This is a genomic window from Acidithiobacillus sp. AMEEHan (genome assembly GCF_030996345.1).
Classification (GTDB): Bacteria; Pseudomonadota; Gammaproteobacteria; order Acidithiobacillales; family Acidithiobacillaceae; genus Igneacidithiobacillus.
Map to the genome: position 1 here is coordinate 798,357 of NZ_CP118747.1, position 14,762 is coordinate 813,118.

Genomic DNA, 14,762 nt, shown 5'->3' on the forward strand with positions numbered 1-14,762 from the left:
TCAGGACTCGGGCGCAATGATGAAGAGAGGTTCGCCGTATTCCACCGGCTGCCCATTGGCGACGAGGATCTTGAGGATTTTGCCGCTGACATCGGCCTCGATCTCGTTCAACAGCTTCATGGCCTCGATGATACAAAGAGTCTGGCCGGCCTTCACCACGCTACCCTCGTCCACGAAGGGCTTGGCCTCCGGCGATGGGGCGCGGTAAAAGGTCCCGACCATTGGCGACTTGATCATGTACCCCTCAGGCTGCGCCGGTTCCGCCTGCACCACGCTGGGGGGAGTGTCTGCCACTGGCATGGACACAGGGCCAACACTGGGCGCGGCAGGAGGCGGAGCGTAGGACAGTGCTGCGACGGGGGCCACCTGATGCCGGGAGAGGCGTACCTTGCTCTCCCCCTCGACCACCTCGATTTCATCGATGGAGCTTTTTTCGAGCAGATCGGCCAGGCGACGAATGAATTGTATGTCCATATGCTTTCCTTTTTGGTGTCGTTCAGGCCGACAGACGACGGCGAATCGCCTCGAGGGCCAGAGTATAACCGTCTGCCCCCAGACCGACGATGCTTCCCTGCGCGAGATCAGAAAAGTAGGAGTGGTGGCGGAAGGGCTCCCGCGCGTGAATATTGGAGAGATGTACTTCAATAAAGGGGATGGCGACAGCACTCAACGCGTCGCGTAAGGCGACACTGGTATGAGTGAAGGCAGCGGGGTTGATGATGATGTAATCCACTCCCTGCTGCAGGGCAGCGTGGACGGCATCGACCAGCTCGTGCTCCGCATTGCTCTGCAGCGACCGCAACTGCCAGCCCCAGGCTTCGGCCTGGCTCTGCAGGGCGGCATCGATCTGCGCCAGCGTGCTTTGACCGTAGTGCTGCGGCTCGCGTCGGCCGAGGAGATTGAGGTTGGGTCCGTGTAGGGTCAGTATGTGGGGCACTCGGGCAACCTTGCGTCTGGGGTCCTTCGGTACATAGTCCAAAGTCTGCCGCAAAGCGTCCCACAAATCCAGATAATGGCGCCTTTTCCCTCAGAAATGATCTTTGATCAACCAGTCGCTGCTCGTCAGACGATTGCGCTCCCAGGCATTGTCCATGCCCTTGCCGACGGCCACCATATAGCCAATCACATAATTCTTGGGAAGCTGAATGAGGCGCGCCACGGCATCGAAATCGAAGCCGTCCATCGGGCAGCTGTCGTAGCCCAGATCCTGCGCCAGCAACATGACAGCCATGCCGAAGATCCCCAGGCTGCGCATCGCCTCATCGCGCGCCACTTGCGGCTTTCCCCGGTAATATTCGTCGAGCTTGGGCAGCAGGAAGTCCTGCACCGGTTGCGGCGAGGTCGCCCAGTAGCGCTGCGGCTCTTCCTGCCAGGCATCGAGGTCGGCACAGAGGACGAGGAGCAGTGAGGCGTCGGTGACCTGCGCCTGCCCCCAGGCCACTTCGCGGATGGCTTGACGCAACTGCGGATCCTGCACATCTACGACGCGCCAATGCTGAATATTGTAGGCGCTGGGCGCGAGGGCGGCGTTTTCGAGCAGCACGCGGCGCGTCTCGGCTGACATTTTGTGCTGCGGATCAAAACTCTTGGCAGCCCGGCGCTTTTGAATGGCGGTAATGACGTCCATACGACTTTCTCCCAGTTTGGCAATGTGGGTGAATCATACCAACCAGTCTGTATAATAGCAAAGGCTACCGGCTGATCGGCTTGAAGCGCAGTCGATGGGGACGTGCAGCCTCTTCTCCCAGGCGGCGCCGCTTGTCCTCCTCGTACTCGCGGTAGTTGCCAGTGAAGAACTCCACATGGGCATCACCCTCAAAGGCGATGATGTGCGTGGCAATACGGTCGAGAAACCAGCGGTCGTGCGAGATCACCATCACCGTGCCGGCAAATTCCAGCAGGGCATCCTCCAGCGCGCGCAAGGTTTCCACGTCGAGGTCGTTAGAGGGCTCGTCGAGCAACAGCACATTCCCACCGGTCAGTAGGGTCTTGGCAAGATGCAGACGGCCACGTTCACCGCCAGAAAGCTGCCCCACCAGCTTTTGCTGATCTGCGCCCTTGAAATTGAAACGCCCACAATACGCCCGCGAGGGAATCTCGAACTTACCGATCTGCAGGATATCCAGACCACCCGAGATCTCTTCCCAGACATTTTTTTTGGCCGCAAGGGCATCGCGCGACTGGTCGACGTAGGCGAGCTGCACCGTCGAGCCGATCTTCACCGTGCCCACATCCGGCTGCTCTTGGCCGGTGATGAGCCTGAAAAAGGTCGACTTGCCGGCGCCGTTGGGGCCGATGATACCGACGATGGCGCCCGGCGGGATCTTGAAGCTCAAATTTTCGAAGAGCAGCCGGTCGCCAAATCCCTTGGCGACATTCTCGAACTCGATGACTTCATTGCCCAGTCGCTCCGCTACCGGAATGAAGATTTCCTGGGTTTCGTTGCGCGCCTGATATTCATAGGAGCTCAGCTCTTCAAACCGCGCCAGACGCGCCTTGCTCTTGCTCTGCCGTCCCCGGGCACTCTGCCGTACCCATTCCAACTCCTGCTTCATCGCCTTGATGCGCGAGGCCTCGGCGCGGGCTTCCTGCTCCAGTCGTTTTTCCTTCTGTTCGAGCCAGGAGGAATAGTTGCCTTTCCAGGGGATGCCTTGGCCACGGTCGAGCTCGAGAATCCACTCGGCGGCGTTGTCGAGAAAATACCGATCGTGGGTGACCGCCACCACGGTTCCGGGGAAGCGCGCCAGATATTGCTCCAGCCACTCCACCGATTCGGCATCGAGATGGTTGGTGGGTTCATCAAGAAGAAGCATGTCGGGGCGACTGATGAGCAGGCGACACAGCGCAATCCGCCGCTTTTCGCCACCAGAGAGGGTACCCACCTTGGCTTCCCACGGTGCCAGACGCAGGGCGTCGGCAGCAACCTCCATCTGCTGCTCGGCCTGATGGCCATCGCCAGCCGCCAGAATCGCTTCCAGGCGTGCTTGCTCGCTGGCCAGATGGTCAAAATCGGCATCGGGCTCCGCGTAGGCGGCATAGACCGCTTCGAGCTCGGCTCGCGCCGTCAGGATCTCGCCCAGACCTTCTTCTACGGCTTCGCGCACGGTCTTTTCCGGATCGACCTGCGGCTCCTGCGGCAGATAGCCAATTTTCAGATCGGGCATGGGCGTCGCTTCACCTTCATATTGCTTATCGACCCCGGCCATGATCTTGAGCAGGGTGGACTTCCCCGCGCCATTGAGGCCCAACACGCCAATCTTGGCGCCAGGGAAGAAAGACAGAGAGATGTCTTTGAGCAAGGCGCGTTTGGGCGGTACCACCTTGCTCAGGCGATTCATGGTGTACACATATTGGGCCATTGGAAGTCCTTGCTGCGATCTGGATGTGCGCCAGTGTAGCAAAAACGCTGGCGCGATTCCCCGCCTGCGGGCAAGCAGCTACAATACGCATGGTTCGCTTGGTGGAGGGGCAGAGAAATGCTCAGCATGTGGGGAGAAATCGTGATCCTGGTAGGGACGCCCGTCCTGCTCTTGCTCGTCGCCGTGGGTGTCAATCGCCTCGCCCGCCATCATTCCAACGAGAAGAAGGAACGCTGATGCTGATCACCATGCTGAAAAGCAAGCTGCACCGGGCGCGGGTGACGGCGGTAGAACTCGATTATGAGGGCTCCTGCGCCATCGATGCCGATCTGCTCGCGGCGGCCGGCATTCTCCCCTTCGAGCAGATTCAGATCTACGACGTGAACAATGGCGAGCGCTTCACCACGTATGCCATCAGTGCCGCGCCTGGCAGTGGCTGCATTTCGGTCAATGGTGCCGCTGCCCGGCGCGTCGCCTTGGGCGACCTTCTCATCATCGCGAGCTATCTCCAAATGAGCCCACAGGAGGCGCAGGGCTGGCTACCCAAAGTGGTCCACGTCGATACACAAAATCGGGAAATTCGCCCCTCTCTCGTAGTCTGAGCTATCTTGCTGCTCGCCAATGTACCTGCAAGCGCGCGCCGACTGCTGGCCGCGCGCGCAGCGCGCAGTGTGGGGCAGGGTGCTCTGGTGGTCGATTTCGCCCTGTATCTGCACGCCCTGCACTGGACGGCAGAGGCCATTGGCGCTCTCTATTCTGCCAGCCTACTGCTGGGTGGACTGGCTACCCTGCTGGTGGGGCCCGCCAGTGACCGCTATGGGGCGCGACGTTTTTTACTGGCCTACGAGGGTGTCCAGGTCCTGGCAGCCGTCCTCGCACTGCTCAGCAGCAACCCCGCCGCGCTCGGCGTCGCCGCCCTTCTCGGCGCCTTTGGACGGGGCGCCAATGGTGGGGCGGGCCCCTTCGCACCGGCGGAGCAGGCTTGGCTGTCCCGCATCCTCGCACAGGAGATCTGGGGCCGGATCTTACCCATCAATACCGCCATCGGGCTCGCAGGGATGGGCCTGGGGGCCGCGCTTGCCGCCCTGCCGAGCTTTTTCGCAGCGGATCTTCCCGAACTGCTGGGGTACCGCAGCCTCTTCCTTCTGGTCCTCCTGGGCGCATTGACCAGCCTGTGGTTGTTGTTCCGCGCCAACGAACCAAGACCCCGGGCCGCATCCGCACCGGCCACGCAGGCAGGCACCTCGGCCCCAGCGACGTTTCGCTGGCGTCCGTTGCTTGGCTTTGGCGCCATCAACAGCCTCAACGGCCTGGGCATCGGCTTGATCGGCCCCCTGATGGCCTATTGGCTGCATCTGCGTTTTCATGCGGGTCCCGCGCTGATCGGCCCAGGCATGGCCATCGCCTTTCTGGTGGCGGCAGCCAGCTCCCTGTTCAGCATTCGCCTGAACCGGCGCTTTGGTATGGTCGGCACGGTCGTGCGCCTGCGCCTGGTCGGCCTGCTGATGTTACTGATGATTCCTCTGGCGCCAACCTTCTGGCTGGCGATGCTCGCGTACATCCTCCGCTCGGCAATGAATCAGGGCAGTATCGGTTCCCGGCAGGCCCTGTTTCTTGGCATTGTCGACCAGCGACACCGAGGTCTCGCGGCCACCATCAACAGTCTGAGCATTCAGGCACCGCGCGCCATCGGCCCGGCCATCGCCGCACTGTTCTTCGCTGCGGGGCTGCTCAGCTGGCCCTTCTACCTCGGCGCCGGGCTACAAGCGCTGTATCTACTCCTTTTCAGTCGCTTTTTCGGCAATAGCGAAGCCGCCGCGAAGGGGCCCGATTCGTAGCCTCAGAGTTTGCCGTAGGAATGCAGGCCCGACAGGAACATGTTGACACCCAGGAAGCAGAAGCTCACCACCCACAGACTCAGGAAGGACCACCAGGCCATGCCGCGGCCGCGCCAGCCCTTCACCACCCGGGCGTGCAAGAAGCCCGCGTAATTGAGCCAGACGATGAGGGCCCAGGTTTCCTTGGGGTCCCAAGACCAGAAACCGCCCCAGGCGCGTGCTGCCCAGACTGCGCCCAGGATGGTTGCCACGGTGAAAAACAGGAAACCCAGAGCGATGGCGCGGTACATGACCTCGTCCATGAGGTCGGCGTCGGGCAGACGGGCAGCCAAGACCCCGCGGCGCCGGACAGATCCTTCGCGCAGCAGGTAGGCTGCCCCGATCAGGCTGGCGATGGTGAAGTTGGCGTAGCCGACAAACATCATCGGCACATGCAGCTTCATCCAGAAACTCTGTAGGGCCGGGATGAGGGGCTCGACGCGGTCCATGTGTTGCGCCAGCGTCAGCCAGAGCAAAAATGCCACGGCTGCCGCCACCAAGGGCATGATGAAGGCGCCGAGGCCTCGGTTTTCCGCCTTTTTCTCGTAATACAGGTAAAACAATGGCGTCGTCGCACAAAAGAGGACGAAGACTTCCCACAGATTACTGACAGGAATGTGTCCCCAGCTCGGGTGGCCGAGGTAGGTCTCGCGCCAGCGCACGCCCAGACCAATGAAACCGAAGATCACACCGCCCCAGGTCAGGCGCGTCGCCCAACGCCCAATCGACTCACGCCCCGAGAAAAAATACAGCAGGTAGGCCCCGGTACCGAGAAGGAGGAGTGCTGACATCCACATTACGGCGGCGACGCCCTGCAACACGTAGTGCAGAAGAAAATCGTTTTCTGCCGTCTGTCCGTGGGCATAGAGCCAGACCGCGCCCAATGCAGGCAAGACACTGGCTACGGTCGTCCACTGCAGCGGGCGCCAGGCAACCCCTGCCAACAAAAGGCCGACATACCAGGACAGCAGAACCACATACTGCCAATAATCGAACTGTGCGCCCCAGCGGGCCAGAATGAACGCCGCAACTGCCGTCAGACCCAGAATCCAGGCCGCTTCCTGGCGCAGGATCTCCGCCAGGGTGCGGTGCCGAAACTCCGCGGGCAGCCCTTCTGCCCAGGATTCCATGCTCTTTGCCATGTGTTTCGCTCCTCTCTCTCTAAATGCGTCAACAATTCAAAGTAGTATCTTCTTTTCCAGGCGGCGCTCGCAAGGCACGCTCCCAGGCAGCGAACTCGCGGGCAAACTCCCGCTTGTTCCGGTCAGCGCTGGCACCCAGTTCCAGATGACTGCCGCCTTCCCGACCCTCCACCCGCGCCCAGACTCGCCGCTGCGGCAGGTAAAAGAGAATGAAAATTCCCAGAACGAGGGCCACACATCCCCAGTAGATGGGCACCGTGCCGGGCCACTTGGTAACCTGCAGACCGGCCGCCCACCGATGGTCGAAGGACTGCAGATGCAAAATGAAAGGAGCGGGGTAATCCCGCATCTCTGCCAACGCATTCAGGCTCGCCTGCACGAAGCGATCCTGCTCAGCAGCAGACATATTGGGTGCGACACGCGCGGCAAGCATCGCAAAGATCTGCTGAAACACCGCCGGAGATGCCTGCGCACCGCCATGCGCCGCCACCTGCAGGGCAGCCAGATAATTCAGAAACAGGGAGATGCCGCCGTTGGGCCCAACGGGCAAATAGACATAGTGATAGGGGTCGCCGAGCGCCTGACGATATCCCTGCACGAAATACCCTTGCCCGTCGCGGGTGATGGGACTGAAATAGGTATGGAATTCCGCTGCGCCACCATGCGGATCATGGACCACATAGGTGTAACTGGGTCCCAGGTTGACCATGGGGTTTTTCGGGTCGGGCTTGTCACCCACCGCCGTTCGCGGCATGACATTGTAGAGGGAGAAGTTCTTCAACTGCACCGAATAGCCGGAATCCCCTGCCTGCAAGGTCTGGCCAACCCGACCCGAGAGCTGCCCGGGTTGCAGCGCCGGCATCCCCAAGACGTAACTTTGCAGGTGCAGGAGAGAGCCACCATCACTGAAACTCGACTGATAGATCTCCACACCATCATAGGACATCGGATGATTGACACGAATGATGCCGCTTTCCAGCACCTTACCCGACGGGCTGTAGAGCACCACATCGGAAACGAAATCGCTGGGCATGCCGGTGGAGTAATAACTGACGTGGAAAGAGCGCAGGTGGATGCGAAACGGCAGGGGCTGCACGAGGTAGCCATCGCCGGCCAGTTCGAAGACTGCATCCGCCGTCTGCCCCTCAGGGAGGGTGATGATGCCGCGGTAAGCGGGATTGTGCAGCGGCATCCAGGCCGAACGGGGAATTTCACTGAGTGGCAGGTCGAAGTTCTTGGCCGGCTTGAGGGTGCCCGTCCATTCCGCCCATTTCACCGGAATATCGGCATTGTAGAGGGCCGCGGCACAAATCAGGATGATGGCCAGATGGGTGAGGAAATAGCCCGACCGGTGAAAGCGTCCCTTGCGCGCGGCCACGTAGAATTCACTGCCTTCACGCTCCAGACGCGGGCGGAAACCGCCCCGGCGCAACAGTCCTGCCACGCGACTGGCCATGAGCTCAGCCGAGAGCTCCGCATCGAGCGAGAAGAAATGTTCCTGCGCCCGAATTGCCGCCCGGCGCTGGCGGACCGGCAAGGCACGCATGTCACGCAGCATGCGCGGACCGTTACGCGTCACACAGGTGGCAGTGGACAGGACCAGAAAGGCGACGATACTGGTGTACCACAAGGTCCGATAGACATTGTACAGTCCCAGCTCGCGATAGACCTGAAACCAGAAGCTGCCGAACTGGAGCTGGTAGTTGTCATAAGGCTGTTGTTGGCTGAGTACCGTGCCGATGATGGAGGCGATGGCGAGCAAGACCAACAGGCTTACCGCCAGGCGCATGGAGCCCAAAAACTGCAGCAGCAGGCGTAGTCGCGAAGACTGCACCGCATGAACACTACTCACGGTCTGCAAGACCACCTCCCATTCTGTCGTCTGCCCGCAGTCTAGCGTTTCAGAAGAGAATTGCCAGTAGCCACATGGCACGGCTATGCTCCTAGCATGGAACATACCATGCAAAATCCAAGGCCGGAGAAAGCGCGCACTGCCGGCCTGCAGCAGGCCGAATATCTGCTGAGCGTGACCCGCTTAGGCCAACTCCCCACCGACAGCGGTGCCGAAGTGGCCATGGCCGGGCGCTCCAATGTGGGCAAATCTTCGGTGCTCAATCGGGTCTGCCAGCAGCGCGCCTTAGCCCGGGTCAGCCGCACCCCGGGTCGCACCCAGGCGCTGAATTTCTTCACCCTGGGCAGCCCCGACCAGCGCCTCGTCGATCTCCCGGGCTATGGCTACGCCAAGGTTCCGGAGGCCATGCGCAGCCAATGGGGGGAGCTGCTCAGCCAGTACCTGCGTAGTCGTCAGAGTTTGGTAGGACTGGTTCTGGTGATGGATATTCGCCATCCGCTGATGCCCTTCGACTGCGATCTACTGCGCTTTGCCGCACACTGCCAGCGACCCGTTCACGTCCTTCTCAACAAGGCCGACAAACTGTCGCGCGGAGCAGCAAAGCAGACCCTGCAGCGGGTGCTACGTGCGGGAGAAATGGCAGGGAGTACGGCACAGCTGTTTTCCGCGAAAGAGGGCGAAGGGCTCCCGGAGTTACAGAGCAGACTGACCATTTGGCTGGAAAAAAGTCCCCCGCCGGCGGCGGGGAACAATAATGAGTCCTCAAAGGGAGGAGAGGACTCCCATCCCGGACAGGGAGGTGAAGTCCGGGAAAACTACTCCCCTTAGAACCTAAAGATTGAAGTAAAGTTCAATTTCTCTCGATGCGGCGCAAGGAATCTCTCATGCCATTGAAAGATCATTACATTATCGTTGGTGACACGCCGCTGGCACGCAACAGCTATCGCCAGTTGAAAGATCGCGGGCAGATCGTACGGGTCATTCTGCTACGCCAACCCGACGACACGTATTTTCACGCCGAGGATGTGATCATCGGCGACGCCAGCGACACCGACATCCTCAATCGAGCTGATGCCCAAGGCGCCGCAGCGGTTCTCGCTCTGCGCGCCGACGATTCGGAAAATGCCTTCATCATACTTGCTACGCGCGAGCTACAAGGCTCCGCGAAGACCGTGGCGGCGGTCAATGACAGTAAAAATCTCAAACGGGTGCAACGGGTACAGCCGGATATGATCATCGCCCCCCAGGTCATTGGCGGTGAGGTCCTTGCCATGGCGCTGAACGGCGAAGAGCTCAGCAGTGATGCCATCCTGAAGATGTTTCAAAGCAACAATCGGCACTGAGCTTCAGGAATGGGCATCCGCCCAGCTCTTCCCCCAGCCCATACTCACCTCCAGCGGGACGGCGAGCTGCGCCACCCCTTCCATGCGCGCCCGCAGGGCCTGACTGGCTTCCTGCAAGCGGTCGTCCGGCACCTCCAGAATCAACTCGTCGTGTACCTGCAGGATCATTCGCCCCCGCGACCGGTCTTCCTGTAACCAGGCATCCACGGCGATCATCGCCAGCTTGATCAGATCGGCGGCGCTTCCCTGCAACGGGGCATTGATGGCGGCACGCTCAGCGTAAGCGCGGCGCGCGGGATTGCGCGACTGAATCTCAGGCACATAGAGACGGCGGCCATACAGGGTCTCGACAAAACCCTGCTCCCGCGCCCGTTTGCGGCTTTCTTCCATATACGCCTGGACCCTGGGATAGCGCTCGAAATAGCGCTGCATGTACGCCCGTGCACGGGCCTGATCGACCCCCAACTGCTGCGCCAGGCCAAAGGCCGTCTGCCCGTAGATCAAACCAAAATTGATCGCCTTCGCCGCCCGTCGTCGTTCCGCATCGACCTGCTCCAGCGGGATCTCGAAGACCTCGGCGGCGGTTGCCCGGTGGATGTCCTCACCCGCCGCAAAGGCGGCAAGCAGACCCTCATCGTGAGACAAATGCGCCATCAGACGGAGTTCGATCTGCGAGTAATCGGCACTCAGCAGCAGATGTCCCGGCTCAGCGATGAAGGCGGCGCGGATGCGTCGTCCCTGCTCCGTGCGCACTGGGATGTTCTGCAGATTCGGATCGCTGGAGGAAAGCCGTCCCGTAGCCGCCACCGCCTGGCGATAGTGGGTATGCACGCGCCCGGTACGCGGGTGAATCATCTGCGGTAAGGCATCGGCGTAGGTGTTGCGCAGTTTGGCGAGGCTACGATACTCAAGGATCAGGCCCGGTAGGGGTGAATGGCTGGCCAGTTGCGCGAGGCTGTCCTCATCGGTCGAGGCCTGCCCGCCCCTGGTTTTCTTCTGACTCGGCAACTGCATCTTGTCGAAGAGAATTTCCTGAATCTGCTTGGGGGAAGACAAATTGAAGGACTGCCCCGCCAATTCCTGCGCCTCCCGCTCGACCTGCTGCATAGCCGCGGCCAGCTCGCTACTGAGGGCCTCCAACTGCTGCCGGTCAATCTTCACTCCTGCCCACTCCATGCGCGCCAATACCAGCGCGAGGGGCATTTCGATCTCTGCAAACACCCGCCGCAGACCCTGCACCTTGTCGATCCGCGGCCACAGCAACACATCGAGGCGCAGGCAGACATCGGCGTCCTCCGCGGCGTAGGGCAGGGCCTCACGGATCGGGACCGCGGCGAAACTGCGCTGCTTCTTGCCCTTCCCAGCGACGTCCTCATAGGCGATGTTCTGGTGATGCAGAAAGCGCTCCGCCAGATGATCAAGATCGTGCGGAGCAGTAGAGTCGAGCACATAACTTTCGAGCAGGGTATCGCGCAGCAGGCCCTGTGGCTCTATGCCCTGTTGCCAGAAGATCTGCCAGTCGAACTTGGCATTCTGGGCAATCTTCGCCGCGTCCGATTCCAGCCAGGCGCGCAGTTCTGCGAGGACTTGCCCGCGCAGCAACTGCCGCCCCTCGCGGTGTCCGACAGGCAGATAGGCCGCCTGTATCGTTTCCCCCTCCTGCCAAGCAAGGGAGATCCCTACCAATTCGGCATCATGCGGATTGAGAGAGGTAGTTTCGGTATCGATGGCAACCTGCTGCGCCGCAGTTACCCGTGGCAAGAGATTTCGCAGGGCGTCTTCCGTATCGATCAGCTGGTAACGACTGCGGTCGATGGTATCCCCGGGGAGAGCGGAAGACCCCGCAGGATCCCCTGCCGCTGCCAATTCGTTCTGCAACTCGCGGCGCCAGCTACTGAAGCCCAGACGCTCGGCCAGGGCAAGCAGCGCCGCGGTATTGGCCGGCTGCTGCGGAAGCTCGGCCACGGGGAGCTCCAGGTCACAGCGAATCCTGGCCAAGTCCCGGCTGCGCGGCAGAAAATCACGACTGGCGCGCAGGGCATCACCAATCTTGCCGCCGATTTCATCGGCATGCGCAAGCAGGTTGTCCAAGGTACCATACTGTGCCAACCATTTAGCCACCGTCTTGGGTCCTGCGCCCGGCACGCCCGGGATGTTATCCACCTTGTCGCCCACCAAGGCGAGGTAGTCCACCATCTGCTCCGGCGTGACGCCAAACTTCTCGCGCACTGCCTGCACATCGAGCACGGTATTTTTCATGGTATCGATGATTTTTGTACGAGCATCGAGGAGTTGGGCAAGATCCTTATCGCCGCTGACGATCAGGAGGGGACGATCGGCAGGCGTGGCGCAGGCAAGGGTACCGATGACGTCATCGGCCTCGACGCCCGGCTCGCGAAGTAACGGCAGGCCCATCGCGGTAATCCAGTGCAGCAGCGGATCGATCTGCACCCGCAGTTCCTGTGGCATCGGTGGGCGCTGCGCCTTGTAATCGGAGTAGATCGTATCACGAAAGGTCGGCCCGGCGGCATCGAAAACGACCACGATCTCGCCCTGCGGATACTCGCGCTGCAGGCGTCGCAACATGTTGATCACCCCATAGATAGCGCCGGTGGGCAGACCGTCCGGGGCGCGCAGATCCGGGAGGGCATGAAAGGCGCGATAGAGAAAACTGGAGGCGTCTACCAGGATGCGAGGATTTTTGGTCATGAGCAGGACTTTTCGGCAGCTTTCCCCCATAATACGGAAAATTTGAGTAGCTACGGTAGGCCTGCAATGCGCGCACCCCTGGACACGGAACGTCTTCTTGACGGCGGCGAGAGTCGCCTCACCCGCGAAGCCTGGAAAATCTTTCAGATCATGGCGGAGTTTGTGCGCGGCTACGAAAAGCTCGCCACCGTCGAGCCCTGCGTCAGCATCTTCGGTTCTGCGCGGCTGCCCGAGGAACACCGCTGGTATCAGCAAACCTTGAGCATTGCCGAAAAGCTCTCCAACGCCGGTTTTTCGGTGATCAGTGGCGGTGGTCCGGGGGTCATGGAGGCGGCTAACCGCGGCGCCCATCGCGGCACCGGCTATAGCATCGGGCTCAACATCGAACTACCGCACGAGCAGCACAGTAACCCCTATCAGGACATCTCCCTCTCCTTCGAACATTTTTATTCGCGCAAGGTGATGTTCATGAAGTACGCTGCGGCCTATGTGGTCATGCCCGGCGGCTTTGGTACCCTCGATGAGCTCGCGGAGTGCCTCACCTTGGTACAGACCGGCAAGACCCGACGCATGCCCATCATTCTTTTCGATTCTGGCTTTTGGAATGGATTGATCGACTGGTGGAGGAGCACCATGCTGGCGCATGGCACCATCAACGAGTCCGACTTGGATCTGGTCACCGTACTCGACGATCCAGACTCTGTGGTCGCCGCCATATTCGACCATTATGAAAAACGCGGTTTTGCCCCCTCATCGGCAGAAACCGAAGCTCTGCTCAACCTATAAAGGGGAGGAACCTGGTCATGCCACGCCGTCTCGCAATATTTTTGGGTTTGGGTGCGATCCTCTATGCCGGCACCGCGCTGGCGGATGGCGGACCCGAGAAATACCCTTACCATCTGCCGCGACTGGCACCGCCGAAGAACAGTGTGCCCGAGGCCGAACTGCATGTGCCCAAGGGCTCCAAGATCGAAGAATATAGAGCCGATGGCGAGGTCTACATGGTCAAGGTCATCCCGCCCAAGCCCTTTCCCCCATACTATCTCGTAAACCGCAACGGCCATGGCTTCAGCCGCGTACCCAACACCGATGCGGAAAAAATGGACGTGCCGCAGTGGACCCTGTTTCGCTGGTAAGCGCATGGCTGTCTACACCGAACTCCCCGATGCCGAGTTGGCAAGTTTTCTCGCCGAGTATGAGCTCGGCAGCCTAGAACAGATTGCCGGCATCTGCGCGGGTACCGAAAACAGCAATTTTTTTCTCGATACCCAGGCCGGACGGTTCGTGCTGACCATTTTCGAGCGCCTACCGCGGGAGAACATTCCCTATTACCTGCACGTCACGGAGTGGCTCAGTCAGCAGGGGATTCCCTGCCCGGCCCCAGTGCATTCACGCACTGGCGAAATCCTCGGTACCCTCTGCGGTAAACCGGCCGCCATCGTGCAACGGTTACCTGGCCTGTCCATCGAGGGCCGCGTGCCCAACGAGACGGAGATCGATGCCCTCGGGCAACTGCTCGCCCGCATGCATCTCGCTGGTCGCGGCTTTCCCGAGGAGCATCCAAACCCCGCCGGGCTCGACTGGTGCCTGGAAACCGGCAGACGACTATTCCCCAAGTTGAGTCCTGCCGAAAGAGAGCTGCTCGCAGATGAACGGGAGGCGCAAAAACAGTGGCCACGCGCCAAGCTGCCGGGCGGGGTGATTCATGCCGATCTCTTCCCCGACAACGTCCTCTTTCTGGGCCATGAGATCACCGGCACCATCGACTATTACTACGCCGGTGACGATGCCTGGCTCTACGATCTCGCCATCGTGGCGAATGCCTGGTGTTCCTTTCCCGATGGCAGTCTCGACAAAAACCTTGCCGCCATCCTCTGGCAAGCCTACGCAAGCGTGCGCCCTTTCGAGCGGCGCGAGCACGGCCTGTGGTTCCCCTACATGCGCGCTGCCGCCTTGCGCTTTTGGCTGCTGCGGCTGGAGGCCAAGCATTTTCCCCGCGGCGGCCAACTCACCGAGCTACGCGACCCGGAGGAATACCGTCGCATCCTGGAGCGGCGGCGGGAGTTTTGTTGATCGCCCGCCGGCTCAAGGCTTCGGTCGCGACCAAAAGCCCGCCAGCCAGAGGGCGACGCCAAAGAAAAGTCCCTCGCCCGCAGGCAAAGCCCAGTCCCAGGGATGGCCGCCCATGGCAATGGAAACAAAGAGCGCCAGCGCAGCGATCATCAAAAGGATGCCAGCCCGCTCTACCCAGCGGCTGAAAACTTCGCGATCGATCCCCTGTATCCACTCCCAGAGGCCCAGACGCGTCAGAATCCGACGCGTTTCCGCCGGAAACCACAGTGCCCATACGATGCCCAGCACAAACAAGGTGTTCAATATGTAGAGTACGATCATCCGACGCTCCCCCATCTTTGGTATCATCATACTTTTTCGTCCCTTTATGGGAAAGCCTGAAAATCGCGATATACTCGCCATGATCC

General features: G+C 60.7%; 15 protein-coding genes. 7 read left to right on the forward strand and 8 right to left on the reverse strand.

Translation table 11 applies throughout. The features are described from left to right. The 4 genes from accB to ettA form a co-directional block, all read right to left on the reverse strand. Positions 1-474, reverse strand: coding sequence for an acetyl-CoA carboxylase biotin carboxyl carrier protein (accB, locus tag ORD17_RS04175; protein ID WP_308389631.1), 474 nt, complete (start codon positions 472-474; stop codon positions 1-3). Between the two features lie 22 nt (positions 475-496). Continuing rightward, positions 497-937: a type II 3-dehydroquinate dehydratase gene (gene aroQ / locus ORD17_RS04180; RefSeq protein ID WP_308389632.1), complete on the reverse strand. Its 441-nt coding sequence runs from the start codon at positions 935-937 to the stop codon at positions 497-499. 90 nt (positions 938-1,027) lie between these two features. Beyond that, entirely contained in the window at positions 1,028-1,627 is a 600-nt protein-coding gene (locus tag ORD17_RS04185) for a nitroreductase family protein (RefSeq protein WP_308389633.1), read from the reverse strand. A gap of 64 nt (positions 1,628-1,691) precedes the next feature. Next, complete coding sequence (gene ettA, locus ORD17_RS04190) at positions 1,692-3,359, reverse strand: energy-dependent translational throttle protein EttA (protein ID WP_308389634.1); 1,668 nt, start codon at positions 3,357-3,359, stop codon at positions 1,692-1,694. 236 nt (positions 3,360-3,595) lie between these two features. Between ettA and panD the strand changes: the two genes are divergently transcribed. Then, positions 3,596-3,961 (forward strand): aspartate 1-decarboxylase, encoded by a 366-nt coding sequence (gene panD, locus ORD17_RS04195; RefSeq protein ID WP_308389635.1) that lies wholly within the window; start codon positions 3,596-3,598, stop codon positions 3,959-3,961. 6 nt (positions 3,962-3,967) lie between these two features. Next, a complete protein-coding gene (locus tag ORD17_RS04200) occupies positions 3,968-5,197 on the forward strand; it encodes an MFS transporter (RefSeq protein WP_308389636.1) in 1,230 nt (409 codons plus the stop codon). Positions 5,198-5,199: 2 nt separating this feature from the next. Here ORD17_RS04200 and ccsB read toward each other — a convergent pair whose 3' ends face one another. Both ccsB and ORD17_RS04210 read right to left on the reverse strand, forming a co-directional pair. Continuing rightward, a complete protein-coding gene (gene ccsB / locus ORD17_RS04205; RefSeq protein ID WP_308389637.1) occupies positions 5,200-6,378 on the reverse strand; it encodes a c-type cytochrome biogenesis protein CcsB in 1,179 nt (392 codons plus the stop codon). 28 nt (positions 6,379-6,406) lie between these two features. After that, entirely contained in the window at positions 6,407-8,230 is a 1,824-nt protein-coding gene (locus ORD17_RS04210; protein ID WP_308390052.1) for a cytochrome c biogenesis protein ResB, read from the reverse strand. Between the two features lie 108 nt (positions 8,231-8,338). On the opposite strand from ORD17_RS04210, the gene yihA reads away from it, so the two are divergent. Both yihA and ORD17_RS04220 read left to right on the forward strand, forming a co-directional pair. Further along, a complete protein-coding gene (gene yihA, locus ORD17_RS04215) occupies positions 8,339-9,058 on the forward strand; it encodes a ribosome biogenesis GTP-binding protein YihA/YsxC (RefSeq protein ID WP_308389638.1) in 720 nt (239 codons plus the stop codon). Positions 9,059-9,114: 56 nt separating this feature from the next. Then, positions 9,115-9,573, forward strand: a complete 459-nt coding sequence (locus ORD17_RS04220; protein WP_308389639.1) for an NAD-binding protein — start codon at positions 9,115-9,117, stop codon at positions 9,571-9,573. A gap of 3 nt (positions 9,574-9,576) precedes the next feature. Here the strand turns inward: ORD17_RS04220 and polA are convergent, their stop codons facing one another. Continuing rightward, a complete protein-coding gene (gene polA / locus ORD17_RS04225; RefSeq protein WP_308389640.1) occupies positions 9,577-12,282 on the reverse strand; it encodes a DNA polymerase I in 2,706 nt (901 codons plus the stop codon). A gap of 66 nt (positions 12,283-12,348) precedes the next feature. On the opposite strand from polA, the gene ORD17_RS04230 reads away from it, so the two are divergent. From ORD17_RS04230 to ORD17_RS04240, 3 genes are read left to right on the forward strand one after another with little or no spacing between them, the layout of a single operon-like run. After that, positions 12,349-13,068, forward strand: coding sequence for a TIGR00730 family Rossman fold protein (locus ORD17_RS04230; RefSeq protein WP_308389641.1), 720 nt, complete (start codon positions 12,349-12,351; stop codon positions 13,066-13,068). Positions 13,069-13,085: 17 nt separating this feature from the next. Then, positions 13,086-13,418: a DUF2782 domain-containing protein gene (locus ORD17_RS04235; RefSeq protein ID WP_308389642.1), complete on the forward strand. Its 333-nt coding sequence runs from the start codon at positions 13,086-13,088 to the stop codon at positions 13,416-13,418. A 4-nt stretch (positions 13,419-13,422) separates the two neighbouring features. Further along, positions 13,423-14,355: a homoserine kinase gene (locus tag ORD17_RS04240; RefSeq protein ID WP_308389643.1), complete on the forward strand. Its 933-nt coding sequence runs from the start codon at positions 13,423-13,425 to the stop codon at positions 14,353-14,355. 12 nt (positions 14,356-14,367) lie between these two features. Here ORD17_RS04240 and ORD17_RS04245 read toward each other — a convergent pair whose 3' ends face one another. After that, positions 14,368-14,676 carry a hypothetical protein gene (locus tag ORD17_RS04245; protein ID WP_308389644.1) on the reverse strand — a complete coding sequence of 103 codons (309 nt, stop codon included), beginning with the start codon at positions 14,674-14,676 and terminating at the stop codon, positions 14,368-14,370. Between the last annotated feature and the right edge of the window lie 86 nt (positions 14,677-14,762).

Bases quoted from the DNA above. Each gene is read 5' to 3' on its own strand.
- ORD17_RS04245 (WP_308389644.1), bottom strand. From the start codon at position 14,676: ATGATCGTACTCTACATATTGAACACCTTGTTTGTGCTGGGCATCGTA.
- ORD17_RS04235 (WP_308389642.1), top strand. From the start codon at position 13,086: ATGCCACGCCGTCTCGCAATATTTTTGGGTTTGGGTGCGATCCTCTAT.
- ccsB (WP_308389637.1), bottom strand. From the start codon at position 6,378: ATGGCAAAGAGCATGGAATCCTGGGCAGAAGGGCTGCCCGCGGAGTTT.
- ORD17_RS04185 (WP_308389633.1), bottom strand. From the start codon at position 1,627: ATGGACGTCATTACCGCCATTCAAAAGCGCCGGGCTGCCAAGAGTTTT.
- ORD17_RS04240 (WP_308389643.1), top strand. From the start codon at position 13,423: ATGGCTGTCTACACCGAACTCCCCGATGCCGAGTTGGCAAGTTTTCTC.
- yihA (WP_308389638.1), top strand. From the start codon at position 8,339: ATGCAAAATCCAAGGCCGGAGAAAGCGCGCACTGCCGGCCTGCAGCAG.
- accB (WP_308389631.1), bottom strand. From the start codon at position 474: ATGGACATACAATTCATTCGTCGCCTGGCCGATCTGCTCGAAAAAAGC.
- polA (WP_308389640.1), bottom strand. From the start codon at position 12,282: ATGACCAAAAATCCTCGCATCCTGGTAGACGCCTCCAGTTTTCTCTAT.
- ettA (WP_308389634.1), bottom strand. From the start codon at position 3,359: ATGGCCCAATATGTGTACACCATGAATCGCCTGAGCAAGGTGGTACCG.
- ORD17_RS04230 (WP_308389641.1), top strand. From the start codon at position 12,349: ATGCGCGCACCCCTGGACACGGAACGTCTTCTTGACGGCGGCGAGAGT.
- panD (WP_308389635.1), top strand. From the start codon at position 3,596: ATGCTGATCACCATGCTGAAAAGCAAGCTGCACCGGGCGCGGGTGACG.
- ORD17_RS04220 (WP_308389639.1), top strand. From the start codon at position 9,115: ATGCCATTGAAAGATCATTACATTATCGTTGGTGACACGCCGCTGGCA.